The sequence below is a fragment of the Streptomyces sp. NPDC039462 genome, assembly GCF_055639375.1.
In genome coordinates this window covers 57,259-82,755 of record NZ_JBVKAO010000004.1, presented here as the reverse complement: position 1 = coordinate 82,755, position 25,497 = coordinate 57,259, and the positions used below count along the sequence as shown (strand labels likewise).

General features: G+C 72.1%; 27 protein-coding genes, 4 tRNA genes and 1 other RNA gene. 22 read left to right on the top strand and 10 right to left on the bottom strand.

What is annotated here, in order from left to right:
- The first annotated feature begins 100 nt into the window (after positions 1–100).
- From ACZ7LU_RS22720 to ACZ7LU_RS22690, 7 genes are all read left to right on the top strand, one after another.
- Entirely contained in the window at positions 101–307 is a 207-nt protein-coding gene (locus tag ACZ7LU_RS22720) for a hypothetical protein (protein WP_398301611.1), read from the top strand.
- Positions 307–861: a hypothetical protein gene (locus ACZ7LU_RS22715; RefSeq protein ID WP_471917830.1), complete on the top strand. Its 555-nt coding sequence runs from the start codon at positions 307–309 to the stop codon at positions 859–861. The genes ACZ7LU_RS22720 and ACZ7LU_RS22715 overlap by 1 nt, the downstream gene beginning before the upstream one ends.
- Positions 858–1,055 carry a helix-turn-helix domain-containing protein gene (locus ACZ7LU_RS22710; RefSeq protein WP_471917829.1) on the top strand — a complete coding sequence of 66 codons (198 nt, stop codon included), beginning with the start codon at positions 858–860 and terminating at the stop codon, positions 1,053–1,055. Before ACZ7LU_RS22715 ends, ACZ7LU_RS22710 begins: the two co-directional genes overlap by 4 nt.
- Before the next feature lie 240 nt (positions 1,056–1,295).
- Complete coding sequence (locus ACZ7LU_RS22705) at positions 1,296–1,697, top strand: hypothetical protein (protein ID WP_471917828.1); 402 nt, start codon at positions 1,296–1,298, stop codon at positions 1,695–1,697.
- An 86-nt stretch (positions 1,698–1,783) separates the two neighbouring features.
- Entirely contained in the window at positions 1,784–2,392 is a 609-nt protein-coding gene (locus ACZ7LU_RS22700; protein WP_398301603.1) for a phage tail tube protein, read from the top strand.
- A gap of 159 nt (positions 2,393–2,551) precedes the next feature.
- Positions 2,552–2,842, top strand: coding sequence for a hypothetical protein (locus tag ACZ7LU_RS22695; RefSeq protein ID WP_471917827.1), 291 nt, complete (start codon positions 2,552–2,554; stop codon positions 2,840–2,842).
- Positions 2,843–2,850: 8 nt separating this feature from the next.
- A complete protein-coding gene (locus ACZ7LU_RS22690; protein ID WP_468561850.1) occupies positions 2,851–3,252 on the top strand; it encodes a hypothetical protein in 402 nt (133 codons plus the stop codon).
- 16 nt (positions 3,253–3,268) lie between these two features.
- Here the strand turns inward: ACZ7LU_RS22690 and ACZ7LU_RS22685 are convergent, their stop codons facing one another.
- Positions 3,269–3,802 (bottom strand): hypothetical protein, encoded by a 534-nt coding sequence (locus ACZ7LU_RS22685; protein WP_471917826.1) that lies wholly within the window; start codon positions 3,800–3,802, stop codon positions 3,269–3,271.
- A 67-nt stretch (positions 3,803–3,869) separates the two neighbouring features.
- Between ACZ7LU_RS22685 and ACZ7LU_RS22680 the strand changes: the two genes are divergently transcribed.
- Genes ACZ7LU_RS22680 through ACZ7LU_RS22640 form a run of 9 tightly spaced genes read left to right on the top strand, consistent with a single transcriptional unit; the run spans position 3,870 to position 11,069 of the window.
- Entirely contained in the window at positions 3,870–4,436 is a 567-nt protein-coding gene (locus ACZ7LU_RS22680) for a hypothetical protein (protein WP_468561846.1), read from the top strand.
- Between the two features lie 41 nt (positions 4,437–4,477).
- Complete coding sequence (locus ACZ7LU_RS22675; RefSeq protein ID WP_398301593.1) at positions 4,478–5,590, top strand: hypothetical protein; 1,113 nt, start codon at positions 4,478–4,480, stop codon at positions 5,588–5,590.
- Positions 5,591–5,635: 45 nt separating this feature from the next.
- Positions 5,636–6,454, top strand: coding sequence for a hypothetical protein (locus ACZ7LU_RS22670; protein ID WP_471917825.1), 819 nt, complete (start codon positions 5,636–5,638; stop codon positions 6,452–6,454).
- Entirely contained in the window at positions 6,441–8,822 is a 2,382-nt protein-coding gene (locus ACZ7LU_RS22665) for a hypothetical protein (protein WP_471917824.1), read from the top strand. The genes ACZ7LU_RS22670 and ACZ7LU_RS22665 overlap by 14 nt, the downstream gene beginning before the upstream one ends.
- Positions 8,819–8,995 (top strand): hypothetical protein, encoded by a 177-nt coding sequence (locus ACZ7LU_RS22660; protein WP_398301587.1) that lies wholly within the window; start codon positions 8,819–8,821, stop codon positions 8,993–8,995. The genes ACZ7LU_RS22665 and ACZ7LU_RS22660 overlap by 4 nt, the downstream gene beginning before the upstream one ends.
- Positions 8,996–9,041: 46 nt before the next feature.
- Positions 9,042–9,677, top strand: a complete 636-nt coding sequence (locus ACZ7LU_RS22655; protein ID WP_468715174.1) for a hypothetical protein — start codon at positions 9,042–9,044, stop codon at positions 9,675–9,677.
- A gap of 17 nt (positions 9,678–9,694) precedes the next feature.
- Positions 9,695–10,549 carry a peptidoglycan-binding protein gene (locus ACZ7LU_RS22650; RefSeq protein ID WP_468715175.1) on the top strand — a complete coding sequence of 285 codons (855 nt, stop codon included), beginning with the start codon at positions 9,695–9,697 and terminating at the stop codon, positions 10,547–10,549.
- Positions 10,550–10,591: 42 nt separating this feature from the next.
- Positions 10,592–10,819: a hypothetical protein gene (locus ACZ7LU_RS22645; protein WP_470973233.1), complete on the top strand. Its 228-nt coding sequence runs from the start codon at positions 10,592–10,594 to the stop codon at positions 10,817–10,819.
- Positions 10,806–11,069: a hypothetical protein gene (locus ACZ7LU_RS22640; protein ID WP_398301580.1), complete on the top strand. Its 264-nt coding sequence runs from the start codon at positions 10,806–10,808 to the stop codon at positions 11,067–11,069. The genes ACZ7LU_RS22645 and ACZ7LU_RS22640 overlap by 14 nt, the downstream gene beginning before the upstream one ends.
- A 77-nt stretch (positions 11,070–11,146) precedes the next feature.
- Here ACZ7LU_RS22640 and ACZ7LU_RS22635 read toward each other — a convergent pair.
- Positions 11,147–11,231 (bottom strand) — tRNA-Ser (locus ACZ7LU_RS22635).
- A gap of 120 nt (positions 11,232–11,351) precedes the next feature.
- Here ACZ7LU_RS22635 and ffs point away from each other — a divergent pair.
- From ffs to ACZ7LU_RS22605, 6 genes are all read left to right on the top strand, one after another.
- An RNA gene (gene ffs, locus ACZ7LU_RS22630) (signal recognition particle sRNA small type) lies at positions 11,352–11,450 on the top strand.
- Positions 11,451–11,494: 44 nt separating this feature from the next.
- Positions 11,495–13,831, top strand: coding sequence for a DNA polymerase III subunit gamma and tau (locus ACZ7LU_RS22625; protein ID WP_471917823.1), 2,337 nt, complete (start codon positions 11,495–11,497; stop codon positions 13,829–13,831).
- Between the two features lie 524 nt (positions 13,832–14,355).
- Positions 14,356–15,609, top strand: a complete 1,254-nt coding sequence (purD, locus tag ACZ7LU_RS22620; protein WP_471917822.1) for a phosphoribosylamine--glycine ligase — start codon at positions 14,356–14,358, stop codon at positions 15,607–15,609.
- A gap of 379 nt (positions 15,610–15,988) precedes the next feature.
- Positions 15,989–17,803, top strand: coding sequence for a M48 family metalloprotease (locus ACZ7LU_RS22615; RefSeq protein ID WP_471917821.1), 1,815 nt, complete (start codon positions 15,989–15,991; stop codon positions 17,801–17,803).
- A gap of 357 nt (positions 17,804–18,160) precedes the next feature.
- Positions 18,161–19,642: a N,N-dimethylformamidase beta subunit family domain-containing protein gene (locus ACZ7LU_RS22610; protein ID WP_398301562.1), complete on the top strand. Its 1,482-nt coding sequence runs from the start codon at positions 18,161–18,163 to the stop codon at positions 19,640–19,642.
- A gap of 173 nt (positions 19,643–19,815) precedes the next feature.
- Positions 19,816–20,712: a phosphoribosylaminoimidazolesuccinocarboxamide synthase gene (locus ACZ7LU_RS22605; protein ID WP_398301560.1), complete on the top strand. Its 897-nt coding sequence runs from the start codon at positions 19,816–19,818 to the stop codon at positions 20,710–20,712.
- Between the two features lie 47 nt (positions 20,713–20,759).
- Here ACZ7LU_RS22605 and ACZ7LU_RS22600 read toward each other — a convergent pair.
- The 8 genes from ACZ7LU_RS22600 to ACZ7LU_RS22565 all read right to left on the bottom strand — a co-directional run bounded on the left by ACZ7LU_RS22600 (position 20,760) and on the right by ACZ7LU_RS22565 (position 25,349).
- Positions 20,760–20,835: transfer RNA gene (locus tag ACZ7LU_RS22600), tRNA-Gly, on the bottom strand.
- 23 nt (positions 20,836–20,858) lie between these two features.
- Positions 20,859–21,467: a response regulator gene (locus ACZ7LU_RS22595; protein WP_471917820.1), complete on the bottom strand. Its 609-nt coding sequence runs from the start codon at positions 21,465–21,467 to the stop codon at positions 20,859–20,861.
- Positions 21,464–22,771, bottom strand: a complete 1,308-nt coding sequence (locus ACZ7LU_RS22590; RefSeq protein WP_471917819.1) for a sensor histidine kinase — start codon at positions 22,769–22,771, stop codon at positions 21,464–21,466. Before ACZ7LU_RS22590 ends, ACZ7LU_RS22595 begins: the two co-directional genes overlap by 4 nt.
- A gap of 13 nt (positions 22,772–22,784) precedes the next feature.
- Positions 22,785–23,564, bottom strand: a complete 780-nt coding sequence (locus tag ACZ7LU_RS22585) for an ABC transporter permease (RefSeq protein WP_471917818.1) — start codon at positions 23,562–23,564, stop codon at positions 22,785–22,787.
- Complete coding sequence (locus ACZ7LU_RS22580) at positions 23,561–24,532, bottom strand: ABC transporter ATP-binding protein (protein WP_468561828.1); 972 nt, start codon at positions 24,530–24,532, stop codon at positions 23,561–23,563. The genes ACZ7LU_RS22585 and ACZ7LU_RS22580 overlap by 4 nt, the downstream gene beginning before the upstream one ends.
- A 149-nt stretch (positions 24,533–24,681) precedes the next feature.
- A tRNA-Gly gene (locus ACZ7LU_RS22575) sits at positions 24,682–24,757 on the bottom strand.
- Positions 24,758–24,836: 79 nt separating this feature from the next.
- Positions 24,837–24,908 (bottom strand) — tRNA-Gly (locus tag ACZ7LU_RS22570).
- Between the two features lie 123 nt (positions 24,909–25,031).
- Positions 25,032–25,349 carry an Lsr2 family protein gene (locus ACZ7LU_RS22565; protein WP_398301551.1) on the bottom strand — a complete coding sequence of 106 codons (318 nt, stop codon included), beginning with the start codon at positions 25,347–25,349 and terminating at the stop codon, positions 25,032–25,034.
- Between the last annotated feature and the right edge of the window lie 148 nt (positions 25,350–25,497).

Sequence of the window (25,497 nt, the reverse complement as noted above, 5' to 3'; positions counted from 1 at the left end):
TGTTCTCCTCGCACCTGCTCTGAACAGCGCGTTTCCTGACACACGAGACACCCGGGAACGTTCGGACGAAGCTCTCGACTGGCGCCGAAACGCCGCCTGCGTGGATCTCCCACAGCAGTACGTCTTCACCCGCAGCCCCGCCGAGGCGGCACCGGTATTGCGCGCCTGCAATCAGTGTCCGATCCGGCGCGAGTGCGAGGCCATCGTCGATCCCTCGCACACCTGGTTCGACGGGGTCAGCGGCGGGCGCCTCTGGCGCAACGGCCGCGAGGTCAAGCCGCGCAAGTCCGCCGCGGGGAGGCCGTGATGAGCACCACGAGCACCGCCGCCGAACGCGCGGCCCTCTGGATCGACTCCCTGCGCCGCCGGTACCCCCTGCTCCTGGAGGAGCTGGCGCCCGGCACGGGACGGACGTTCCGCGAGGTGCGGGGCGGCGGCCCGGCCGCGTCCGCCGTCGCGCCGGTCCGCCTCTACGTCTCCGACGCCCTCCGCGACATCGGCGACGGCGTGGTCGAACTGGAGGAGGCCGTACGGGACCGGCTCGGCCTGCGCCGCATCACGGCGGCCCCGGTGCCGGTCCGCCTGCGCCGGCTCGCCGAACTCCTCGATGCCGTACGGGACATCCCCGAGCTGGCGGCCCACGTCGAGGAGGAGACGCGCCGCATGGCCCGTCGCTGCGCCCGCGCCCTCGGCGACCCCGAACAGCTGGTCCGGCTGCCCGGCCGCTGTCCCGCCTGCGACTCCGTGTCGCTGCGCGCCTTGCCCGAACGCGGGGTCGCGATGTGCGTGAATCCGCCGTGCCGACACGTACTGGATGAGCTGGGCGAACTGGACGGCCCGGACGGGGAGGAGAAGGCATGAACACGCCGCTGATCTCGGGAGACCTCGCCGCCACCGAGGCCGACGTCTCGCCCGCCACCATCCGCAAGTGGGTGCAGCTCGGCCATCTGAAGGCCGCGGGCCGGCAGGGGCGGCGGGCGATGTACCGCCTGGAGGACGTGTTCGCCGCCGAGCGCTCCGTCCGGGGAGCGCGGGCGACGCGGCCGCAGACGTAGTCCTACGGAGACGCAGTGAAGAGGGCCCCGCACCGGGTGGTGCGGGGCCCTCTCCGCGTACTCCCACCAGCCTCAACCCACCCCGCCGCGACCTCAGTTGCGGGATACGAGGCCCTGGATCACACTTGAAGCAGCGGCAGAGCTGCGCCCCACACCGGGGCGGCGGACCTGCCGCTTTGTGTTGCCCGCACTCATCCCTCCGGATGACAGGGATCCCTTCTGATGACAGGGAGTGTCCATGTGTCCATCCTGACCTTTCCCGACGCGGAACGGCTCGTCGTCGACTTCCTCAAGAACCGTGCGGAGCTCGCCGGTTCGGTCGTCGACAACAAGCCGCCCGCCGGTTTCGACGGCACCCAGAAGGCCGTCCTCGTCTCCCGCGTCGGCGGCGCGTGGGTCGACGACCGGCATCTCGACCAGCCGCTGCTCGACTTCGAGGTGTACGGCCCGGACAAGTCCACCGCGCACGGCATCTCCCTCGCCGCCCGTGCCTGTGTGCTCGAACTGGCCGGCACTTCGTACGGCGGGGCCGTCGTCACCGACGTCGCCGAGGCGGACGGGCCGCGCTGGCTGCCCGACTACAACCGCCCGGCGGGCAGCCGCTATCTGTCGACGGTACGGGTCTCGATCCGCCCCGAGTGAGCAACCCCCGTCCGCCCGCGCACCACAGGCCCTGCCGACCCCGGCGGGGCCTTCGTCGTATCCGTTCAGAGTTCTGAGGAGTACGCATGGCAGGCAACAACGGCAAGGAAATCCGCGTCGCCGGTACCGGACGCGTCCTGATCGCGCCCGTCGGCACCGACGCGCCGGCCACCATCGCCACCGACTGGGACAAGGCGAAGTGGACCGACCTCGGTTACACCACGACCGACGGCATCAAGTTCAACAAGAAGGACAAGATCGACCCGGTCGACACCTGGCAGTCCGTGAGCCCGGCGCGGTTCATCTACTCCGACCGCGACCTCACCGTGAAGTTCCAGCTGCTGCAGCTGAACAAGGCGAACCTCGCCTTCTTCATGGGCGGCGGCGAGGTGAAGGCGGCGACCACCCCGCCCGCGACGCTCGACGCACTGGCCGGGGACGAGTTCAAGGAGTTCACGTACGACCTCGCCAACACCCCGGCGCCGGACGAGCGGGCGCTCGGCATCGAGTTCACGGACGGCGCGTCGAAGTACCGCTTCGTGGTGCCGCGCGGTCAGGTCACCGAGACCGAGGAGATCGGTCTGACCCGCACCGGTGCGGTGAAGCTGGGCGTCACCTTCACGGCGCTCGCCAAGGACGACAACGCCCCGCTGGCGAGCTTCCGCATCAAGGAACTGGCCACGTCGTACTCGTAAGCCGGTACGCGTGACCGGCAAGGGCGACCCGCCCTGCTGCCCACCTGATTGATTGCGCGAAATCGCCGGTTGCGCTTGCGCGCGACCGTCTAGGATCCGAGCGACGCCCGGCCCGTGCCCCCAGCACGGCCGGGCGTCGCCCTGCCGAAGGAGACACCCGTGTCCGGCTTCAACGTCAACGCCGCCCGCGCCCAGCGCCTCGAAGCGCTCGGCCGGGCCTGGACCTTCGAGCTCGACTCCGACAGCTTCGAGCTGCCGACCGAACTGACCCGCGCCACCGCGCGCAAGCTCCGCGACCTCGACGACAACGACGTGGACGGCCTGCTCGAACTCCTCCTGGGGGAGGAGCAGTACGTCCGCTTCGAGCGGCACGAGGTCACCATGCAGGACATCGCGGCGATCCTGGAGGCGTACGGCAAGGAGACCGGGCTCGGCCTGGGGGAAGGCTGAGCCTCGGCGTGTTCGTCGACGAACACGCCGAGGCTCTGGAGGCCGACCTCCTCCGCTTCTACGGCCTCGACCTCCTGGACTGGCACCGCGGCAGCCTCTCCTCCCGCCGCCTCGCGGTCCTGATCCGCCACCTCCCACGGGACGGGGCGGTGGCCCGGGAGACGGAGGGCGAGGCGGCGGAGTGGTCGGTCGGCGACTATCTCCTCGCCCATGTCGTGGACCAACTGGCGGACGCGAACTGGATGTTCGCCACGGTCAACCGCGACGAGGACGCGGACCCTCTGGACCCGCCGAAGCCACTGCCGCGCCCGGGCGCGCCTCGTCCCCCGGAGGGCCGCGCCGGGGAGCGGACCCCTGACTCCGAACCCGCCATGCCGTCGGCGGAGCAGTTGGCCGCCTTCTTCTCCTGACGAGGAGCCGACGGGGTCAGCGACGGCGAAGGGTGAGTTTCCACTTCTGCATCGGGCCCCAGCCGCCGAAGGGTTGGGTGACCGCGACCACGCCCGGCCCGGGGATCGTGATGGTGCCGCGGAAGCTGCCGGTGTTGCTGACGATCTCCTGCTCCTTGCCGCCTTCGAGATCGAAGTGCCATACAGCGCCTGCGCCCGCGAATTCCACATCCGCCCGCCTCGCTCCCTCGCGTATGAGGAACATGCGCGATGCGCCGGCCGAGTTCTCCCATGACAGCTCAGGGAGTTCCGAGAAGCTATTGCATTCCAGGCTCCAGTGGCCGGTTTTTCGATCACTCGATGCGCCCTTGACGACCAGCTTTTCGTACTTCCCGGGGATCATCAGGTGAATGGGGGCACCCCAGTGCACGAAGCCTATGTGCTCGTGCTTCGTGACGTCGTCCTCACGGATCTCGCCGTGCAGGGCAAAACCGGGGCCGAACATCCTGCATCGTGCCTCGATAACGAATTTTCCCCCGACCAGGTGCTTGGGGACGTCGAACTCGAACATTCCGCGACCGGAAAATTGAGTACCGGTTTTCCCAGACATGACTGAACCTTCCAAGGAGATGAGAGCCGTGAGTGGCAGCGAGGGCAAGCCAATGAAAGACAGAGTTACAGATCTTGAGGGCTCAGTCCAGGGTCTCGAGGAGTCGGTCCAGTCCTTCAAGACCAAGATGGAATACGGCGGCGCCAAGGCGGACTTCGTCGGTGCCACCGCTGCGGCCACCGGAGCCTCGGCCGAGTTCACCGGATTCAGTACCGGCGTAAAACTCTGGAGCGCCGAGCTGGATATCAAGGCGGAGTGGGAGAAGAGGCAGGACAAAAATGCGCGAAGGGATCCGGAGAAGCTCCGGCTGGATCTCGACGCCGCCCAGTCCGATATCACCCGTATCAAGTCGGACCTGACCGGCCTCGGCAGTCGGACCGACCGGCGCATCACCGACCTCTCCACTGAACTGAACCGAAAGATCGCCCGCAAGGCCGACCTCTCCGACCTCCGGCAGACCGCGGACCGGCAGGACAGCCGGCTCGAAGGGCTGCGGAGCACTCAGGTCAGCGCCCTGCGCCGCGAGGCCCACCAGACCAGAGCCACGGTCCAGGCCCTCGAGGACGAGATCGACCGGCTCAATGCCCGCTTCTGACCCGGCACACGAGGAGTAGAGACCCCGAGGAGTAGACCCCCATGGCATTGAACCAATCCATAGGAACCGCGGCCGCCCAACTCGGCCGCATGCGCGGCGCCGCGAGCCAAGCCGCCACCCAGATCGGCAAGTTGGGAAAGTCGACCGGCTCCGCCGACAATCCGGTCGCCAAGCTGGGAAAGGCGAGCGGCACCGCTTCCACCGCGGTCGGCAAGCTCGGCAAGTCGACGGGCACCGCCTCCACCGCCATCGGCAGGCTCCGTACGTCCGCCAACAACGGCGACAGTGCCGTACGGAAACTGAACACCGGTCTCCGTAACGCCGACAGCTCCCTCTCCAAGGCCCGAAAAGGGTCCGACAAGTTCAAGAGCTCCCTCGACAAGCTGCGCGGCTCGGCCGACCGCACCAAGAACGCCCTGCGTGACGTGAAACGCCAGGCCGACGCCGTGGAGAAGTCCGTCGGCAAGGCCGGCAAGAACGCCGACAAGGGCGGAAAGTCCATGAACGGCCTCGGCAAGGGCCTCAAGGGAGCGAGCACCGCGCAGAAGGGGCTCAACCTCGCCATGGCGGCCAGCCCCTTCGGGCTGATCATGACGCTCGCCGCCCCGCTGATCGCCCAGTTCGTGAACATGGACAAGGTCACCGCCGCCCTCAAGCGCGGCATGGACGCCGCGTGGCGGGGCATCAAGTCCGGCACCCGTTCCGCCGTCGACTTCATCAAGCCGCTGGTCAAGGGGCTCGGCAATCTGATCCTGACCCCCATCAAGGGGCTGGCCACCGCTCTGAACGGCGTGTTCGGCGTCCTCGCCGGGATCAAGATCTCCATCCCCGGCTGGGTGCCCAAGTGGGGCGGCAAGTCCTTCGGCTTCCCGCGCCTCCACGTGCCCGTCCCGCACCTCGCCCAGGGTGGCGTCGTCCAGGCCCGCAACGGCGGCACCCTCGCCCTCATCGGCGAGGCCGGCGAGTCCGAGGCCGTCATCCCGCTCTCCAAGCTGGAACGCATGCTCGCCCGCGGCGGCGGCAACGGCGCCGCCCTGCGCCGCCTCGCCGAGGCCATGGAGCGGCTCGCGGAGCGGCCCGTGCACGTCGACGTGGACTCGCAGACCATCGCCCGCGCCGTCTTCGCCGGACAGCGCGCCCTCGCCCGCCGCTAGCCGCCGCCTCCCATCCCGCGACCCACGACAGAACAGGAGGACTCCATGGCCAGGAACCTGTGGATCGGAGCCCCCGGCCGGCTCCGCGAGATCCACCAGGCGGCGAAGAGCTGGGAGCGCACCGCCGAGCTCAACGTCACCGAGTTCAAGGCGCTCGAAGGGCGCGTCACCACCTTCGCGCCCACCCGCACCGTCCGCCGCATCAAGCTCTCCTTCGACGCGCTGGAACCCGCCGACGCCCAGCACCTCGCCCGGCTCGCCCGCCGCGTCGGCACCGGCCGCGGCCCGCTCGTCGTGCTCGACCCGGCCTCCGTCAACCTCCTCGACCCCTACCAGGCGGCCGGGCAGTCGGACGTCTCCGGCGGCTGGGACCACTGGTTCACCATGAACGGCGACATCGCGCTCACCCGCAACGCCGACGCCGTCACCACCGCCGACTGCCAGGACCCGGCAGCCGCCGTCGGCTGGGTGCACGGCACATGGGTGGGGTGGCCGGTCGTGCCGGGCATGCAGGCCTCCTGGCTGCTGCCGGCCGGCTGGGACCCGGCCACCGCGACCGCCCAGCTGGACTGGAAGGCCGCGGACGGCACATACCTCAGCACCAGCCACACCAACGGCACCACCCTCACCGCCACCGCCCCCACGGGCGCCGCCTTCGCCACGCCCGTCGGACGGCCCGGCGCCATCGGCCTGTTCGGACTCGCGGGCGCCTGCCTCACCCTCGGCGACACCCCCGTCGCACACGCCCTCGGCGACGGCTGCCCGGCCATGACCGTCACCGCGTACAGCGACGTCCCGGCGCGCCCGCTGCCGTACCGCAACATCAGTATCGATCTCGTGGAGGTGCGCCGTGCAGCCCTCTGACGAGGCACTCGACAACGCCCTTTCCTCCCCCGAGCGGGTCCCCGCCCACTCCACCCGCCTCGGCGGCAAGGAGCTCGGCCGCCAGGTCCAGTCGTGGAAGGTCGAGCGGGCCTACGCCACCGACCTGCCCGAGGCGATGCGCGCCTTCTCCGGCAGCGCCTCCGCCCAGCTGGAACTGCTCCTCGGCGGCACGGAGAACATCCCCGCCCCGCGCCTCTACTCCGCCTGGGCCGACCGCGGGACGGGCGACGTCGTACGGCCCGGGCAGTCCGTCGTCCACACGGCGGGCGCGGGCAGCCGCACCCTGCCCGCCTTCCGCGGCACCGTCCGCTCACGCACCGCCGCCTCCGGCAGCGACACCGTCACCGTGCAGGCCCTGGACGGCGCCGAGCGGCTGCGCGGCCCCGCCTCCCTGCCACGCCCGTACCACGGCTACTACTACGGCCGGCCGGTCGCCACCGCCACCTGGTGCGTCGACGAGCTCCTCCGCCAGGGCGGTATCCACACCTGCCCGCCGCCGCGTGCCCCGCTCGTCGACAAGGACGACACGGCGGACGAGAACCCGTTCACCGTGCTCTACGCCTCGCTGCACGGCGGTTTCAACTCGACGTACGGCCAGCCGGAGGTCCTGCCGAGCCCCACCACGTACGACTGGATCCAGGAGGGCGCGCCCCACGAGATCGCCCTGATGCCGAAGGCCGCCGGGCTCACCGCCTCCTGGATGCCGCGCTCGCGGTTCGTCATGCCGGGCAAGGTGTTCCTGGTGGAGTGCTGGGTCAACACGGCGCTCACGCGCGGCAATCTGGTCGAGATCTCGACGGTCTTCGACCAGAGCGGCACCAAGACCGGCTTCATCAAGGGCTCCTTCGACATCTCCACCGGTGTCGTCGGCATCGAAGCGGGCACCAAGGACGTCGGCTCGGCCAAGGTCACCTGGGGCATCGACAAACTGGGCTCCCTGCGCGGCATCTGGCACCTCGGCTTCCTGGTGGACACCAGGTCGACGGGGACGACCGTCGCCCCGACCGTGCAGCCACGCCTCACCGCCCCCGACGGTGCGCTCCGCGTGGGCGGCAAGTACACCTTCACCAACGAAGCCGCGTTCCAGCCGATCTCGGAGCTGAACCGGATCGACCTGACCACCGACATGGCCGTGGAGTGCCTCCAAGTCACCGACCGGTTCCTGCCCGACGTCGACAGCTTCACGGGCACGGCGTGGGAGCCGCCCGGCTGGTGGACGAAGGGCGCCGTCCTCGACCTCCCCGAACTGCCGCTCTACGACATCCCCAAGGTGTCCGGCTCCCAGTGGGACGTGATCACCGAGATCGCGCGGGCCAGCATGTCCACCGCCGAATTCGACGAACAGGGCATCTTCCGCTGGCGCGGCCCCTCGCGTTTCACCAAGGTGCCGGCCGCCCCCGACCTCACCGTCACCACGCGCAGGGACATCGCCTCGCTCACCGTCACCGAGGAGATCGACGCCTGCCGCAACCACTGCGAGCAGCCCTACCAGGACTGGAACGGCATCAGCGCCCGGGCGGGGGAGGCGGTGGACGACACGGTGGTGCGCGAGATCAAACCGAACACCGCCGTCGTCGTGCAGTACGCCATGGCCGAGGACGAGAACGACATCGGCCCGCTCGTGATCACGGACGACAGCGTCGTCAACGACGGCCACCGGGTGCGCTTCGGCACCGCGAAGACCGGCGGCACCGCGGTCAAGGGCAAGGTGTCGGTGAGCTGCTGGCGGGAGGGCCCGACGTACTTCGTACGGTTCTCCAACCGCGGTACGACCAGCGTGTGGACGGCGACCAAGGACGGCAAGCCCTCTGTGCGCATCGTCCCGATCAAACGCTCGGCCGACCCCAAGCAGCGCTCGTACGCCCGGTGGAACACCACCAGCCAGCAGCACTACGGCAAGCAGCAGTACACGGCCCCCGCCACCGAGTGGGTGCAGACCTCCACGTCCGCCTCCGCGCTCTCGAACGCCATGCTCACCGCGGGGCGTTACCCCGTGCCGCTCCTCGGCGAGGTCGAGGTCCTGCACGACCCGCGCATCCAGCTCGGCGACGTGGTCCGCGTGGTCGACTCCGCGGGCGCCGAACTGGACACGTTCGCCTGGGTGGTGGGCATCCGCACCACACACGCCGCCGGCAGCGCGCCGCAGCAGACCCTCACCCTGCGCGGCACCGCCTACAACGGCGTCCCCGCCGACGACGGCCTCACCCCCGACGGCCCGGTCGACCCCGCTTACGGCAAGCAGCGGACGTACCAGCGGCTCACCGCCCAGTACGCGACGCTCGCCCCGCTCACCGCGGCGGCGATCAGCTACCGGACGCTGCTCACGACCCCGGGAGCGACGGGATGAACGAGTCCGAGACCCCGGTCGGCGATGTGGCCGCCTCCTATGACGGCCTGACGGACGCCACCGACGCGTACGTGCCCCCGCCCGGCCCCGTCCAGATCGACGACCCCCTCGTGGCGGCGGACGACGAGGGCATGGACCCGAGCGAGACGCTGCCGCCGCCCCTAGACGGCTGACCCACCCCGCCGATCAGCCCCTCGTTGCCAGGAGGAACCCGAACCCATGGTCGCTCTCACCCCGCTCGGCAGCCTGCCCTACCCGCAGCCCACCGACAATGCCGACATCCCCGTCCACCTGCAGTCCCTCGCCGAGGCCGTCGACGGCCGCACCGTGCTGCGGTTCGCCGACGCCGCGGCCCGCGACGCGAAGGTCACCGACCCGATCCCCGGCATGGTCGCCTGGCTCAACAACCCCGGCCGCTACTACCACTTCACCGCCGCCAAGCAGTGGGCGCCGCTCGTCCCCGGCCCGGTGCACTGGTTCAGCACGCTGACCGGTACGACGAATTCGGCCGCGTACGTCGAGACGCTCACCGGCGCCACGGACCCGCTGGCCGTCTCGTTCATCGCCCCGCCGTCCGGCATCGCGCTCATCACGGTCGGCGCCCGGTTCAACAACAGCGCGGCCGGCCTCACCTACTTCTCGGCCTCCGTGAAGCAGGGCACGCGGGTCGTATCCGCCGCCGCCGACTCCCGCGCGGCCACCGTCGGCGGCACGAACCAGGTCTCGGCGAGCATCCAGTACCCGGTCTCCGGCCTCACCGCGGGCGCCGCCCACACCGTCACGGGCGCCTTCCGCACCACCGCCACCTCGACGAGCCTCACCAACCGCTTCCTCACGATCACGCCCATGAACTGACGTACCGGGGAGGGCCCATGGCCACACCTCTGACCCCCGACGCCCTCGTCCGCGCCCTGCGCGGCGAGGGCGTCCGCATGAGAGAACACGGCAACTGGAGGACGCACAACCGCAACCACAAGGGCGCCTGGGGCCCGGTCCACGGCGTCATGCTGCACCACACCGCGGGCACCGACAGCCTCGCGCTCTGCCGCACGGGCATGTCCGCCCTGCCGGGCCCGCTCTGCATCGGCCTGATCACCAAGGACGGCACGCTCCACCTGGTCGGCTACGGCCGCACCAACCACGCCGGCCACGGTTCGACCGCGGTGCTTGACGCGGTACGCAGGTCAAAGGTGCCGCCGTCCAGGCCGGGCCCCGACGCCGTGGACGGCAACGCCCGCTTCTACGGCTTCGAGATCGAGAACCTCGGCAACGGCCGCGACCCCTTCCCGGCCGCCCAGCTCGACACGGTGGAGCGCCTGTCCGCGGCCCTGTGCCGGGCGCACGGCTGGTCGGGCGCGAGCGTCATCGGCCACAAGGAGTGGACGCGCCGGAAGATCGACCCGACGTTCTCGATGCCGGTGATGCGCGGCCGGGTGGCCACGCGCCTCGGCTCCGAAGCGCCGGGTGACGACGACACCGCGTACGCACCGTTCCCCGGTGCCGCGTTCTTCACGATCGGGCGGCACAGCGCGCTGTGCACGGCGGTCGGGCGCCGACTGGTCAAGGAGGGCTGCGGACGGTACGCCGTCGGCCCGGGCCCGGTCTGGAGCGAGGCCGACCGTGCCTCGTACGCCGCCTGGCAGCACAAGCTCGGCTACCGGGGCCGGGACGCGGACGGCATCCCCGGCCGGACCAGCTGGGACCGGCTGCGCGTCCCGCGCTCCTGACCACCGAGTCCACCGAGTCCACCGAGTCCTGGGAGGACGCCCATGAGCGACACCACACGCAGAGGCCTGCGCACCGCCGTGCAGACACTCTTCACCCTCCTCGCCGCGCTTCCGCTCCTCGCGGCGGACCCGGCCATCACCGACATCCCGGCGATCGCGGGCCTGGTGGCCTTCGCCACGGCACTGAGCCGGCTGATGGCCCTCCCGGCGGTGGAGGCGCTGCTGCCTCCGTGGCTCCGGAGGAAGGGGCCGCACGATGCCCGGAACTGACACGGGAAGCGTCAGCATCATCCCCCTGGAGTTGGAGAGACTGCGCCGCTCCGTAGACGTGGGTTTCGCCACCACCCGGGGCGACCTGGCCCTCCTCCTGCAACGGGCCGACCAGACCGACAAGACCCTCTCGGACCACGAGGACCGCCTGGACACCCTGGAACGCGCCCGCTGGCCGCTGCCCTCCCTGGCGGCCATCACCTCCTGCACGGCCCTGGCGGTCACGCTCTGGCAGGCGGGCGGCAGGTGACGCGGTGAGCCCGAAGAACGACGAAGGCCCCGACCGGCGAACCGGTCGGGGCCTTCGTCTGCCCTTGCGGGCGGGTGCGGAGGATACGAGATTCGAACTCGTGAGGGGTTGCCCCCAACACGCTTTCCAAGCGTGCGCCCTAGGCCACTAGGCGAATCCTCCGCCGCAAACAATACAAGACGTTGGGGAGTGCTCGCGAACACGATCCACTCGGCGGCTTCCCGAGGTCGGGAGGGTGGGTCCCGGCGTCGCCTCCGCGGGCCCGGATCCGCTAGGGTGGGCGTCAGCCCCTCACGTGGCGCTATCTGACTGAACTCCCCCAGGGCCGGAAGGCAGCAAGGGTAGGTCGGCTCTGGCGGGTGCGTGAGGGGCGCTTTGCGTTGGGGCGGTCCGGGTTGTCAGTGGTCGCCTATAACCTCGTATGCGTGTCGTCTCTCGCGTTGTACCGCCGTTATCGCCCGGAGTCTTTCGCCGAGGTCATCGGGCAGGAGCATGTGACAGACCCGCTGCAGCAGGCGCTGCGGAACAACCGGGTCAATCACGCGTACCTGTTCAGTGGCCCGCGCGGCTGCGGCAAGACGACGAGCGCGCGCATCCTGGCCCGCTGTCTGAACTGTGAGCAAGGTCCCACTCCCACGCCCTGCGGCGAGTGCCAGTCCTGCCGCGACCTGGCGAGGAACGGCCCGGGATCGATCGACGTCATCGAGATCGACGCCGCGTCGCACGGTGGCGTGGACGATGCGCGTGACCTGCGCGAAAAGGCCTTCTTCGGCCCCGCATCCAGCCGGTACAAGATCTACATCATCGACGAGGCCCACATGGTCACCTCAGCGGGTTTCAACGCCCTGCTGAAGGTGGTCGAGGAGCCCCCGGAGCACCTCAAGTTCATCTTCGCGACGACCGAGCCCGAGAAGGTCATCGGCACGATCCGCTCGCGCACCCACCACTACCCGTTCCGGCTCGTGCCCCCCGGCACCCTCCGGGACTACCTCGCCGAGGTCTGCGGGCGCGAGGAGATGGCCGTCGAGGACGGTGTCTTCCCGCTGGTCGTGCGGGCCGGCGCCGGCTCCGTGCGTGACTCCATGTCCGTCATGGACCAGCTCCTCGCCAGCGCCGCCGACGACGGTGTGACATACGCCATGGCCACCTCCCTCCTCGGCTACACGGACGGCTCGCTGCTCGACTCCGTCGTCGAGGCCTTCGCCTCCGGGGACGGGGCGGCGGCCTTCGAGGTCGTCGACCGCGTCATCGAGAGCGGCAACGACCCGCGGCGCTTCGTCGCCGATCTCCTGGAGCGGCTGCGCGACCTCGTGATCCTCGCCGCCGTGCCGGACGCCGCAGAGAAGGGGCTGATCGACGCACCGGCCGACGTCGTCGAGCGCATGCAGGCACAGGCCGGCGTCTTCGGCGGCGCCGAGCTCAGCCGCGCCGCCGACATCGTCAACGAAGGCCTCACGGAGATGCGCGGCGCCACCTCGCCGCGGCTCCAGCTGGAGCTCATTTGCGCCCGCGTGCTGCTCCCCGCCGCCTATGACGACGAGCGCTCGATGATGGCCCGCCTCGAGCGCCTGGAGCGCGGCGGGAACTTCGTCGCCGGTGGCCAGGGCCCCGGCCCCGCGATGGGTTACGTTCCCGGGCCCGAGGCCCACGCGGGCGTGCAGCAGCCCGGGGTCGCCATGCCCGTGGGCGGACCTGCGCCCGTCCCGCCCGGGCCGCCCGTTCCGCCGGGGGGTGGTCCGGCGGCCGCGCGTGCGGCGGTGCGGGGGGCCGGGGCGGCGGCGCCGCAGGGTGGTGCTGGTGCTGGAGGGGGTGGGCAGGCGCCGGACGGCGGGCCGCAGGCCCTCGCCCAGTCCGCGCCGGCCCAGCAGGCTCCTGAGGCGGCGCAGGCGCCCGCTCCGCAGGCTCCGGCTCCTGCTGCCGCTCCCGCTGCTCCGGCGGCCGAGCGGCGCCCCGGTGGCTGGCCGACGGCCTCGGCACCCGGCAGCGGCCCGGCAGCCGCCGCCCCCGCACCGCAGGGGGCCGCCCCCCGCCCGGGCGGCTGGCCGACGGCGGCCTCCGCGGGGAGCAGCGCCCCGGCGGCTCCTGCCCCGCAGGCCCCGGCCCCCAAGTCCTCCGCGCCCACGGCTCCGTCCGCCCAGGCACCCGCCCCCATGGCGGCCGCCGCTCCCCCCGCGGGCGGGCCCGACCCGCGGACCCTGTGGCCGAACATCCTGGAAGCGGTGAAGAACCGCCGCCGCTTCACCTGGATCCTGCTCAGCCAGAACGCGCAGGTGGCCGGGTTCGACGGGACGACCCTCCAGATCGGCTTCGTCAACGCGGGCGCGCGGGACAACTTCGCGAGCAGCGGCAGCGAGGACGTGCTGCGGCAGGCGCTGTCCGAGCAGTTCGGCGTGCAGTGGAAGGTCGAGGCGATCGTCGACCCGTCCGGTGGCTCCGCGCCGCCGCCCGCCGCGGGGAACTTCGGTGGCGGTAACTTCGGTGGCGGTGCCCCGATGGCCTCCCGCCCCGCCGCGCCGCCGCAGCAGCCGTCACCGGCTCCGGCACCGGCCGCCCCCCAGTCGCCGCCCCGGCCCGCCCCGGAGGCGGCCCCGCCTCCCCGCGCGTCGGCCCCCGCCCCGGCTCCGGCGCCGGAACACGTGTCCCCCGAGGACGACATTCCCGAGGACGACGACCCGGACCTGGTGGAGTCGGCCCTGTCGGGCCACGACCTGATTGTGCGGGAACTGGGCGCGACGGTGGTCGACGAGTACCCGAACGAGTAGCGCCCTCGGCGCCGCCCCGCTGGGGTAGGAGCGCCGAGTCCGCCGCTTCGCGGCGGATGTTTCCCACCCACCCACCCGTTTGCCCCGCGACGTCCTGCGGGGGTAGGGGCGGGGTGGGTGGGGCTGCTCTGCGCCGTCCTGCGGGAGCAGGGGCGGGGTGGGGGGGCTGCCCCGCGCCGTACAGCGGAGGAGGGGTGGGCGGGGGCTGCCCCGCGACGTCCCTCTGGGGTGGGGGGACGCGTGGGGTCTGCCTGCGGCGTCCCGCCGGGGTCGGGAGTAGCCAGCCCGCCGCTTCGCGGCGGATTCTTCCCCTGCTTCTACCTGCTTCCTTCCGCTCCCCCCCGGGGCCCCTACCTCCGTCGGACGGTGCAGGGCGCACGGGCGGGTGGGTGGGAAGCATCCGCCGCGGAGCGGCGGGACAGGCCCGAACGGACCGGCGAGCTGGAGGAACCTACAAAAGCCCCCGAGGCCCAAGGTGGGCGGCCCGTACAAAGCGGCCCAGCCCTCCGGGCTAGGCTGACCACGTGAAGGTCCTCGTCATCGGCAGTGGTGCCCGCGAACACGCCCTGTGCCGCTCTCTGTCCCTCGACCCCGCCGTCTCCGAGCTGCACTGCGCCCCCGGCAACGCCGGCATCGCAGACGTGGCCGAGCTGCACCGGGTCGACGCCCTCGACGGCGCCGCCGTGGCGTCCCTCGCCCAGCAGCTGGACGCGGCGCTCGTCGTCGTCGGCCCGGAGGCCCCCCTCGTCGCGGGCGTCGCCGACGCCGTGCGCGCGGCGGGCATCCCCTGCTTCGGGCCGTCCAAGGAAGCCGCCCTGCTGGAAGGCTCCAAGGCGTTCGCCAAGGACGTGATGGCGGGCGCGAGCGTGCCGACCGCCCGGTCGTACGTCTGCACGACCCCGACGGAGGTCGACGAGGCACTCGCCGCTTTCGGAGCGCCGTACGTCGTCAAGGACGACGGACTCGCCGCCGGCAAGGGCGTCGTCGTCACGGACGACGTCGAGGCGGCCCGCGCGCACGCCCTCGCCTGCGACCGCGTCGTCATCGAGGAGTTCCTGGACGGCCCCGAGGTCTCCCTCTTCGCGGTCACCGACGGCGAGACCGTCGTCCCGCTCCAGCCCGCCCAGGACTTCAAGCGCGCACTCGACGGCGACGAGGGCCCGAACACCGGCGGCATGGGCGCGTACTCGCCCCTCCCGTGGGCCGACCCGAAGCTGGTCGACGAGGTCATGCAGACCGTGCTGCAGCCGACCGTGGACGAGCTGCGGCGCCGCGGCACCCCGTTCTCGGGGCTGCTGTACGCGGGCCTGGCGATCACGAGCCGCGGCGTGCGCGTCATCGAGTTCAACGCCCGCTTCGGCGACCCCGAGACGCAGGTCGTCCTCGCCCGCCTCAAGACGCCGCTCGCCGGCCTCCTGATGGCCGCGGCGACCGGCAACCTCGCCGACCTGCCCCCGCTGCGCTGGAGCGACGACGCCGCGGTCACCGTGGTCGTCGCCTCGCACAACTACCCCGGCATGCCGCGCACGGGCGACCCCATCGAGGGCCTGGACGAGGTCGCGGCACAGGATGCCCCGGATGCGTACGTCCTGCACGCCGGGACGAAGCACGACGGCGGCGCGGTCGTCAGCGCGGGCGGCCGCGTGCTGTCCGTGACGGCGACGGGCGCCGACCTCACCGAGGCGCGGGAGCGCGCATACGCCGCGCTGTCCCGCATCCGCCTCGACGGCTCCCAGCACCGCACGGACATCGCGGCCAAGGCCGCCGCGGAGGCGTAACCCGTCCCCCTCCCCCCCCGGACACCCCCGCTTCCTCCCGGACACCCCGCTTCCTCCCGGCCACCCCCGCGTGACTTTCGGCCACTCCCGCCGACCCCAGGCCCCGGATCTGACACTGGATCCGGGGCCTTTTCGGCAGCCAGCTTTAGCCAAAGCCATTCCATCGAGTGACCGGTGGCCCATCCGGCTGACGATGGCGGGCACCCCAACTAGGGTGCGGCGAAAGCGTTCAAGGCGCCCAGAGCCAAACAGACCACCGGCATTGCGATGTCGGTGGCGGGTGCCACAGTGGGGGAGTGAGCAACACGAACGCCGTTGATGTGTGCCGTCGGCCCCGGCCGACGGCCGAGCAATAGGCAGGCAGGGGGTGCCATCGGTCGTGTCAGGTACGGGTGTGGAGGTGGGCGCGCAGGCCGCGCGCTCCCGGGCCCTCGCCGTGCTGCGGCTGCGCAGCAGGGCACTGGCCGTCGCCCTGCTGCCCGCGGCCGTCGCCGTCGTGCTGCTCGCGGCCGGGGCCATGGGCCATGCGGGCGGCGGGCGTTGGGATGCCGTCCGCTGGGTCGTGACCTGCGTGGCCGTGCTCGCGCTGCTCGTCGCGGCAGGCGTCGGCCTGGTCGTCGCACGGGCCAGGCCCGCCCTGAGTCCGACGGTGCCGATCACCGAGGAGTCCGCCCCCGACCTGTACCGCCTGGTGCGGGACCTCGCCGACCGCCTGGACGTGCCCGCGCCCTCGGCGATAGCGCTCACCCCGGACTGCGACAGCTGGCTGGAGGACCGCACCCACCCCGCGCACGGCGGCACGCCCGCGCAGGGCCGCGGGGAGCAGCCGCGCACCCCGCAGCGCCCGTCGTCCGTCGCCCCCGTGCTCGTCATCGGCTCCCCCTTCCTGTGGTGGATGCGGGTCGGTGAGCTGCGCGCGGTGCTCGCCCCCGTCGTGGCGGGGACGGGACCCTCGGCGCACCCCGACATAGCCGCCGCCCGCCGCTTCGTGCGCGGGCTCGACGCGGCGGTCGCGGTCGCCACGGCCCCGGGCCGCGACCCCGTCTCGCGTGTGGTGCTCGCCGGGATCGGCCGGATCGCCCGGCTCCTGCTGCGCCACTGCCGCGTGCACGCCGCCGAGATGGAGCGCGGCGTCGCCGCGGCCGCCGCCGAGCGCGCCCAAGCCGTGGACTATGGCGTACGGATCGTCGCTCAGGAACAGGTCGGCCTCGCGTACGCGGGCTGGGACCGCCTCCTCACCCGGGTCGCGCTGCCCGCCTGGCGCATGGGCCGCTGGCCCTCCCGGCTCGACGCGGGCGTGGTCTCCGCGCTCACCGAGCTGTCCCGCAGGGACCGCCTCGCGGAGGGCTTCGCCTCGCGCCTGGGCGAGCGTCCCGCCTGCGACCTTCTGGAGGAGCCCGGTTCGGTGGACGAGGCGGCGTCGCTGCTTGCCGCCCGGCTCTTCCACGGCGGGCCCGCGGAGGCGGGGCCGGACTGGGCGCCGGTGGCGTGGCAGGAGTATCCGGACGAGGTCGTCGACCGGAAATGGCGCATGGACGCCGCCCGGCTGCACCGCGTCCTGGACTCCCTCGGCGTCGGCCACTCCGCCGACCCGACGGCCCCCGACCCCGACGGGCCGACGCTCGGCCGCGTCCTCGAACACCTGACGACGCCTGGCCCGGACAGCACGCAGAGTGACGATTCCGCGGGCGTCGGCCCGGCGTCGAAGACCCCACGGCACCGCCTCGCCCCCGGCTCCCCGGAGCACGCCGCATCCCTCTTCCCGGCGGACGACGACACCGACGAGGCCGACGAGCACAGCATCGGCGGCATGCTCGCCGCGGGCCTCACCGCCGAGCTCGCCCGCGAGGAGGCCGCGGCCCCGCCCCGCCCCGCCCCCACCGGCCAGGGCCCGGACGAGGCCCTCTGGGACGACGGTGCGCTGCCGCTCTTCCCGCTCCAGCCGCCGCGCACGGGCCGCGAGCTCCTCGCCGACCACGTGACGGCGATGGTGTGCTGTGCGGCGGTGGACACCGCGGGTGCCACCCCCGGTCTCGACTGGCTCGACGGGCCCGCCCTGCTGGTCGACGGCGAGCGCGCGGCGGACCTCACGCCGCGCGTCCTGAGCCTCGTCGAGGACGGCGACCCGTCCCCGCTGCGGGACTGGCTCACCCGCCTGGGCATCCGCCCCGAGAAGCCGGTCCGCCTCGTCTGACCCCGGCACCCACCGCCCCACACCCGGCCCCCAGGAACCCGGCGCCCACCGGCCCGCGCGCCCCAGCGCGCGCCGCTCGCACCCGCCACAGTCCTCCGCCCCCGGTCCAAGGGCCCGCACAGCCGACCCGCCGACCTCCCGTCCACCCGCCGCCGTCCACCCGCCGCAGCCCGCCACCCCGGCGCCACCCCACCGCCACCCCGCCCGTCGACCCACCCGGAGCATCACGCTCCGTTCACACCAATTCGCGACGAACGGTGACGAGGCGCGTGCGTAATGTGATGTGCTGGGAGCGGCGCGCCGGACCGTACGCACCATGAGGCGCCGCAGGCTCGGGGGAGCGAGGGAGGGGCACACATGAAGTCGGAGCCGATCCGCCGCTGGGAATCGGGCGCGCTGGCGCACGCCGTGTCGGATCCTTTCGGCCAGGGCCCACTGCCCTGGCTGCGCGGATCCGAGCACTACTTCGACGACACGGGCCGGGTCGTGCCGTGGTACGTCGACCATGCCCCGGCCCCCGGCGCGGCGAACATCCCTGAGCCGCGCACCGGCGGCCCGCTCACCGCCGACGACGTGCACCGCCAGATCAAGGGCTTCACCTCCACCGGCGCCGCCGCCCCGGGCGAGGCGATCGACTTCCACGTCACCGTGGACCCGCCCCAGCAGTTCAGCGTCGACATCTACCGCATCGGGCACTACGGAGGCGACGGAGCCTCGAAGATCACCACCAGCCCGCGCCTCTCCGGCATCGTCCAGCCCGCCCCGCTGACCGCGGACCGCACGGTCTCCTGCCACCACTGGTGGCTCTCCTGGCGCCTGCAGATCCCGAGCTACTGGAGCATCGGGGCGTACGTCGCGGTCCTCACCACCGCCGACGGGTACCGCTCGCACGTCCCCTTCACGGTCCGCGACAGCCACCCCGCCGACCTCCTGCTGCTCCTGCCGGACATCACCTGGCAGGCGTACAACCTCTACCCCGAGGACGGCCGCACGGGCGCCAGCCTCTACCACGCGTGGGACGAGGAGGGCAGCCTCCTCGGCGAGAGCGAGGCCGCCGTCACGGTCTCCTTCGACCGGCCGTACGCGGGCGCGGGCCTGCCCCTGCACGTCGGCCACGCCTACGACTTCATCCGCTGGGCCGAGCGGTACGGCTACGACCTGGCGTACGCCGACGCCCGCGACCTGCACGCCGGCCGCATCGACCCCACCCGGTACCGAGGCCTGGTCTTCCCCGGCCACGACGAGTACTGGTCGCCGAGCATGCGCCGCACCACCGAGCTGGCCCGCGAGCACGGCACCTCCCTGGTCTTCCTCTCCGCCAACACCATGTACTGGCAGGTGGAGCTCGGCCCGTCCGCGTCCGGCGTCGAGGACCGCCTCCTCACCTGCCGCAAGCGCCGCGGCCCCGGCCGCCCCGCCCTGTGGCGCGAGCAGGACAAGGCGGAGCAGCAACTGCTCGGCATCCAGTACGCGGGCCGCGTCCCCGAGCCGCGCCCCCTCGTCGTCCGCAACGCCGACCACTGGCTGTGGGAGGCCACCGGGGCGCACGAGAACGACGAGATCGAAGGCCTGGTCGCCGGCGAGGCCGACCGCTACTTCCCGCGCACCGCGCTCCCCCAGCACCAGGGCCGCATCCTGCTCGCCCACTCGCCGTACGAGGACACCGAGGGCGTCACCCGCCACCAGGAGTCGTCGCTCTACCGCGCCCCGTCCGGCGCCCTGGTCTTCGCGTCCGGCACCTTCGCCTGGTCCCCTGCGCTGGACCGCCCGGGCCATGTGGACACGCGCATCCAGCGCGCCACCGCCAATCTCCTGGACCGCATCTGCAAGCGCGACTGACCCCGCCGCAGGCGTGACCGGCCCCGCCGCCAGGCGCGACTGACCCCGCCGCCGCGCGCGGCGGGCACCGCACCGGTACGCGCCACCGCACAGCCCCGCTCGACCCATGGCCAAAACCACGCCTCCCATACGGGAGAATCGACCTCACTTGGCCAGAACCACGGGAGGGAACCGTGTCCGGATTCGTAGAAAAGCCCGAGCCCCTTGAGGTGCCGGGCCTGGTCCACCTCCACACCGGCAAGGTGCGCGAGCTGTACCAGAACGAGGCGGGCGAGCTCGTCATGGTCGCCAGCGACCGCCTCTCCGCCTATGACTGGGTGCTGCCCTCGGAGATCCCCGACAAGGGCCGCGTCCTCACCCAGCTCTCCCTGTGGTGGTTCGACCAGCTCGCGGACCTCGTCCCGAACCACGTCATCTCGACGGACGTGCCGCAGGGCGCGCCCGCCGACTGGGAGGGCCGCACCCTCGTCTGCAAGTCCCTGCAGATGGTCCCGGTCGAGTGCGTCGCCCGCGGCTATCTGACGGGCTCGGGCCTCCTGGAGTACAACGCGACCCGTACCGTCTGCGGCCTCGCCCTCCCCGAGGGCCTGGTCGACGGCTCGGAGCTGCCCGCGCCGATCTTCACGCCGGCGGCGAAGGCCGCGGTCGGCGAGCACGACGAGAACGTGTCGTACGAGGACGTGGCCCGCCAGGTCGGCGCGGACACCGCGGCGCGGCTGCGCCAGTCGACCCTCGCGGTCTACAGCCGGGCGCGGGACGTCGCGCGCGACCGCGGCCTGATCCTCGCCGACACGAAGTTCGAGTTCGGCTTCGACGGGGAGGCGCTGATCCTCGGCGACGAGGTCCTGACGCCGGACTCCTCGCGCTTCTGGCCCGCGGACCAGTGGGAGCCGGGCCGCGCCCAGCCGTCGTACGACAAGCAGTTCGTGCGGAACTGGCTGACCTCCCCGGCCTCGGGCTGGGACCGCCACAGCGAGCAGCCGCCGCCGGCGCTGCCGCAGGATGTGGTGGACGCCACACGCGCCAAGTACATCGAGGCGTACGAGCGGCTGACCGGCACGTCCTGGTAGCCGGCGCACGAAGAAGGCCCCGGTCGAGACGACCGGGGCCTTTCATCTGGAGCGGACGACCAGGTTCGAACTGGCGACCTCAACCTTGGCAAGGTTGCGCTCTACCAACTGAGCTACGTCCGCGTTGCGCCGAAGCGCGAGACCAACTATACCCAACCTCGCTCGCGTGCGAGACGCACCGCGGCATGACGGTTTTCCGCCCCGATCTTGGTGGCCGCCGACGAGAGGTAGTTGCGGACGGTCCCCTGGGAGAGCGCGGCGCGCTCGGCGATCTCCGCGACGGGCGCCCCGTCGGCGGCGAGTTCGAGCACCTCGGCCTCGCGGGCGGTCAGCGGCGAGTCCCCGGCGGAGATCGCGTCGGCAGCCAACTCCGGGTCCACGTAGCGGTTTCCTGCGTGCACGGTGCGGATGATCTCGGCGAGCCGCTGGGCGCTCACGGTCTTCGGCACGAAGCCGCGCACCCCCACCGCGAGGGCCCGCTTGAGATGTCCCGGTCTGCCGTGGCTCGTCACGATCATGGTGCGGCACTGCGGGAGTTCTTCCCGCAGGGATGTGGCCACACTCACACCGTCGGCGCCCGGCATCTGCAGATCGAGCACGGCGACATCGGGCCGGTGGGCCCGTGCCATGGCGAGTGCCTCGGGACCGGACGCGGCCTCGGCGACCACGACGAGATCGTCCTCGAGGGCGAGCAGCGCGGCGAGCGCCCCTCGGATGAGGTGCTCGTCATCGGCGAGCAGTACGCGCAGGCTCACGCGGCCACCCCCTGGCCGCGGTCCCGCTCCCGCTCCCGGTCCCCGTCCCGGTCCCGCTCTGGCGCCGGTGCCGGGTCGTGTGCCGCGGGCGGCGGCAGGGGTATCTCCACGGTGAGCCGGAACAGGCCCTCGCCGGACGCGAAGTCCAGCACCCCGTCCACCGCGGCCAGCCGCTCCCGCAGCCCCGCGAGGCCGGACCCCTGCCGTTCGGGCGCGACCTCCGGCGCTCCGTCGTTCTCCACCACCAGCGCAGCCCGCCTCTCGTCCACCTCCAGCGTGATGTCGCAGCGCCCCGCGTCACCGTGCCGCAGCACGTTCGTCGCCGCCTCCCGCACGACCCATCCGAGGGCCGACTGCACCGATGCGGGCAGCGTCGCCGCGGACCCGGTCACCCGGCACACGATCCCCGCCGCCTCCAACACGCCCTGGGCCCCGGCGAGTTCCACCGCGAGGTCGACCTCGCGGTAGCCCCGTACGACTTCGCGCACCTCCCGCTGCGACTCCTGCGCGATCCGCTGCACCTCGACCATCTGGTCCACCGCCTCGGGCCGGCCCCGGCGGGCGAGCTGCACCGCCAGCTCGCTCTTGAGCGCGATGACGGCGAGGTTGCGCCCCATCACGTCGTGCAGGTCCCGGCCGAACCGCAGCCGCTCCTCGGCGACCGCGAGCCGCGCCTCGACCTCGCGGGCCCGGTCGCCCTCCCACATCACGGAGAGCGTCCAGGCGCCGCAGCGCGTGGAGACCAGCGCAAGGAGGCCGGCGAAGGCGATGAGGCCGCCGACCGCGGCGAGCTGCCCGCCGCGGGCCCCGCCGGCCGCGAAGGCGGCCACGGCCGCGGCGTCGACCAGCGCCACGCAGGCCAGGAAGCCACGGATGGGCACGGAGAAGGCGAGCGCCTGGGCGAACGGCATCATCATGTACAGGGTCGTGAGGCCCAGCATTCCGTTGTCCACGCCGTCCACGGCCTGGAGGCCGACGGCCAGTCCCATGGTGGCGCCCATGAGGACGGCGGCCGCGGTGAGGTCACGGCGCGGCAGGGGCGCCCGCCGGAGGTAGTGGTCGATCGACCGGCGCAGTGAGCGGTTGACGTGCACGCACTGCGCGGCCGCGAGGACGATCAGCGACCAGCCGAAGAGCTGGGCGGCGAGTCCCGGGCGCAGGCTCAGGCCGAGCGGCACCGAGAGCCAGCTGAGGAAGAAGATCCACGGCATGGCGTGCCACATGGCGGTGCTCTGGAGCTCGACCCTCTCGATCTTGCTGCGCCCGTGCCAGTCGCGCTGCCAGGCCCGCATGCGGTCGATCACGGAGGCTCCTCCCTCAGTGCCGGGGTTCCCAGCGGAACCATCGCCGTACAGCAAACACCGCGAGTACGGTCCAGGCCACCGCGGTGGCGGTGGCGCCCAGCGCGTCCCGGGCCGAGAGGCTGCCGGCCCAGCCGCCGCGGATCAGCTCGATGACCGGTGAGAGCGGAAGCAGCTCGCAGACCGAGGCGACCTTGTCGGGCATGACCTCCAGCGGGATGAAGAGCCCGGAGCCGATCATCGACACGAAGATCAGGGGCATGCTCATGACCTGCGCGGACTCGGTGGTCCTGCTGACGCTTCCGGTGACGGCGGCCAGCGCGGAGAACATCACGAGCCCCGCGGCGAGGCCGAGCACGACGAGGTGCGGCGCGCTCGGCGCCCCGGCGTCGAGGAGCACCGCGCAGCCCACGGAGAGCACGAGGCACTGCACGATCCCGATGAGGACCGACGGCAGCGCGGCGCCCGCGATGATCTCGGGGTCCCGGAGCTCACCGGTGCGCAGCCGCTTGAGCACGAGCTCCTCGCGCCGGGCGGCGTAGACGGCGGTCAGCGCGGAGTACACGGCGAAGAGCAGGGAGAAGCCGAGGGCGCTGGGCAGGACGACGGTGCCGACGTCGAGCCCGGTGCCCTTCAGGTCCATGCCTTCGGCCGCCTGCCGCATGCTGAGCGGGATCACCATCGGCACGAACAGCGCCGCGAACAGCATCGCCTTGTTCCGTCCGAACAGCGTCAGCTCGGCGCGTGCCAGCGCCCGCATCCGGCCCGCCGGGGTCGTCACGGTCGCCGTGCTCATACCGCCATCTCCTTGTCGCCGAGGCGCCGCCCGGCGGCCTCGTCCGTCCCGCTCCGCGCGCCCCGCGCGATCCGCAGGAACGCCTCCTCCAGCGTGGCCGCGCGCACGTCAAGGGCGGTCAGCTCGACCCGTGCGTCACGGGCCCACAACAGGAGCCCGGTGGCGGCCCGTTGCAGTTCTCCGGTGCGCAGCCGGACGCGGCGGCCGTCCGTCTCGTGTCCGGTCACGCCGAGTTCGGCGAGCGGCGGCAGGTCGCCCACGAAGTACCCGACGGGCAGTTCGAAGGAGATGTGGGAGGGCTGCTCGGCCACCACGTCGGCGACGCTTCCCTCGGCGGCGATCCGGCCCTCGTGCAGGATCGCGAGCCGGTCGGCGAGGCTCTCGGCCTCTTCGAGGTAGTGCGTGGTGAGCAGCACGGTCGTGCCGTTGTCGCGCAGTTCCCCGACCAGCTGCCAGGTCTCGCGCCGGCCTTCCGCGTCGAGCCCGGTGGTGGGTTCGTCGAGGAAGAGCACCTCGGGCCGCCCGAGGAGCGCCATGGCCAGGTCGAGGCGCCGCTTCTCGCCGCCGGAGAGCTGTTTCACCCGGACCCGGGACCGCCCGGCGAGCCCGACGATCTCCAGGGCCTCGCCGACGGGCCGGGCCCCGCTGGTGCACCCCGCCCACATCCGCGCGGTCTCGCCGACGGTCAACTCCGCGGGGAAGCCGCCCTCCTGGAGCATGACGCCGGTCCGCGGGCGCACCGCGCTCCGCTCGGTGTACGGGTCGTGCCCGAGCACCCGCACCCGTCCGCCGGCCGGTGCCGCGAGCCCCTCCAGGAGTTCGACGGTGGACGTCTTGCCTGCGCCGTTGGTGCCGAGCAGCGCGAAGAGCTCGCCGCGTCCCACGGCGAAGGAGATCCCCCGTACTGCCTCGAAACCCCCTCCGTACACGCGCCGCAGATCGGTCACGTCGATCACTTGGTCAGTCATGACTCAAGCGTCCCGGGGCCCGGGGGACGTCGGCAGTGCGTGCTGTCACCGGCCCGCATGACAAATGTCAGAAGCGCCCACGAGGCAGAAGGCAGCAGAAGGCAGGGGATACGAAGAAGGCCCCGGTCACAGGACCGGGGCCTCTCACATGGAGCGAACGACGAGGTTCGAACTCGCGACCTCAACCTTGGCAAGGTTGCGCTCTACCAACTGAGCTACGTTCGCATTGCCTCCGATCGGCTTTCACCGACCGGCGCGGGCACCAGCTTACCGCAACCGGAGGACCGGTCGGTGAGCGATGCAGAGCGGGTGACAGGAATTGCACACTGCGCCTTCCCCCTGGAAGGGGGATGTTCTACTACTGAACTACACCCGCAAGACTCCGTGAGGTCCGGCCCTTCGGCCTCGCCCCTCGGCGTGCTCCAGACTTTAGCCGACCGGGAGGGGTGCAGCGCAAGTCGGTGCCGGCGAGGGGCTCCGGACGGCGTGCGGCCCGTGCTCAGTTGGCCGCTTCGAAGGCCTCGTAGACCTTCTTGGGGATGCGGCCGCGGGGCGGGACGTCCATCTGGTGCGAGCGCGCCCAGGCGCGGACCGCCGACGGGTCGGGGGAGACCGCCGTGTGCCGGAAGACCGCCCCGGACTTCGACTGCTTGCGCGCGGCCTCCAGGTACGGCGCCAGAGCCGTGCGCAGTTTCTTGGCATTGGTTTGATTGAGGTCGATCTCGTACGACTTGCCGTCAAGACCGAACGCGACCGTTTCCGCCGCTTCCCCGCCGTCGATGTCGTCAAAGAGAGTGACCACGACACGTTGCGCCACGAATATCGGTCCCTTCGCGCGGCTCTACCGCGTTGACATGCGGTGATGCCGACTGCACGGATGTTTTGGGCAAAGTATCGGCTATTGCCAATTCCTTTGTACAGTGCCCGGCATTGTATTGGCGCATTGCGAGGCCAGATCTTTCATG

What these genes read in the sequence shown, in the direction of transcription:
- ACZ7LU_RS22715 (WP_471917830.1), top strand. Translation starts at nt 307, where the DNA reads ATGAGCACCACGAGCACCGCCGCCGAACGCGCGGCCCTCTGGATCGAC.
- ACZ7LU_RS22645 (WP_470973233.1), top strand. Translation starts at nt 10,592, where the DNA reads ATGAGCGACACCACACGCAGAGGCCTGCGCACCGCCGTGCAGACACTC.
- ACZ7LU_RS22685 (WP_471917826.1), bottom strand. Translation starts at nt 3,802, where the DNA reads ATGTTCGAGTTCGACGTCCCCAAGCACCTGGTCGGGGGAAAATTCGTT.
- ACZ7LU_RS22700 (WP_398301603.1), top strand. Translation starts at nt 1,784, where the DNA reads ATGGCAGGCAACAACGGCAAGGAAATCCGCGTCGCCGGTACCGGACGC.
- ACZ7LU_RS22580 (WP_468561828.1), bottom strand. Translation starts at nt 24,532, where the DNA reads ATGACTGACCAAGTGATCGACGTGACCGATCTGCGGCGCGTGTACGGA.
- ACZ7LU_RS22640 (WP_398301580.1), top strand. Translation starts at nt 10,806, where the DNA reads ATGCCCGGAACTGACACGGGAAGCGTCAGCATCATCCCCCTGGAGTTG.
- ACZ7LU_RS22610 (WP_398301562.1), top strand. Translation starts at nt 18,161, where the DNA reads ATGAAGTCGGAGCCGATCCGCCGCTGGGAATCGGGCGCGCTGGCGCAC.
- ACZ7LU_RS22710 (WP_471917829.1), top strand. Translation starts at nt 858, where the DNA reads ATGAACACGCCGCTGATCTCGGGAGACCTCGCCGCCACCGAGGCCGAC.
- ACZ7LU_RS22670 (WP_471917825.1), top strand. Translation starts at nt 5,636, where the DNA reads ATGGCCAGGAACCTGTGGATCGGAGCCCCCGGCCGGCTCCGCGAGATC.
- ACZ7LU_RS22655 (WP_468715174.1), top strand. Translation starts at nt 9,042, where the DNA reads ATGGTCGCTCTCACCCCGCTCGGCAGCCTGCCCTACCCGCAGCCCACC.
- ACZ7LU_RS22660 (WP_398301587.1), top strand. Translation starts at nt 8,819, where the DNA reads ATGAACGAGTCCGAGACCCCGGTCGGCGATGTGGCCGCCTCCTATGAC.
- ACZ7LU_RS22585 (WP_471917818.1), bottom strand. Translation starts at nt 23,564, where the DNA reads ATGAGCACGGCGACCGTGACGACCCCGGCGGGCCGGATGCGGGCGCTG.
- ACZ7LU_RS22650 (WP_468715175.1), top strand. Translation starts at nt 9,695, where the DNA reads ATGGCCACACCTCTGACCCCCGACGCCCTCGTCCGCGCCCTGCGCGGC.
- ACZ7LU_RS22675 (WP_398301593.1), top strand. Translation starts at nt 4,478, where the DNA reads ATGGCATTGAACCAATCCATAGGAACCGCGGCCGCCCAACTCGGCCGC.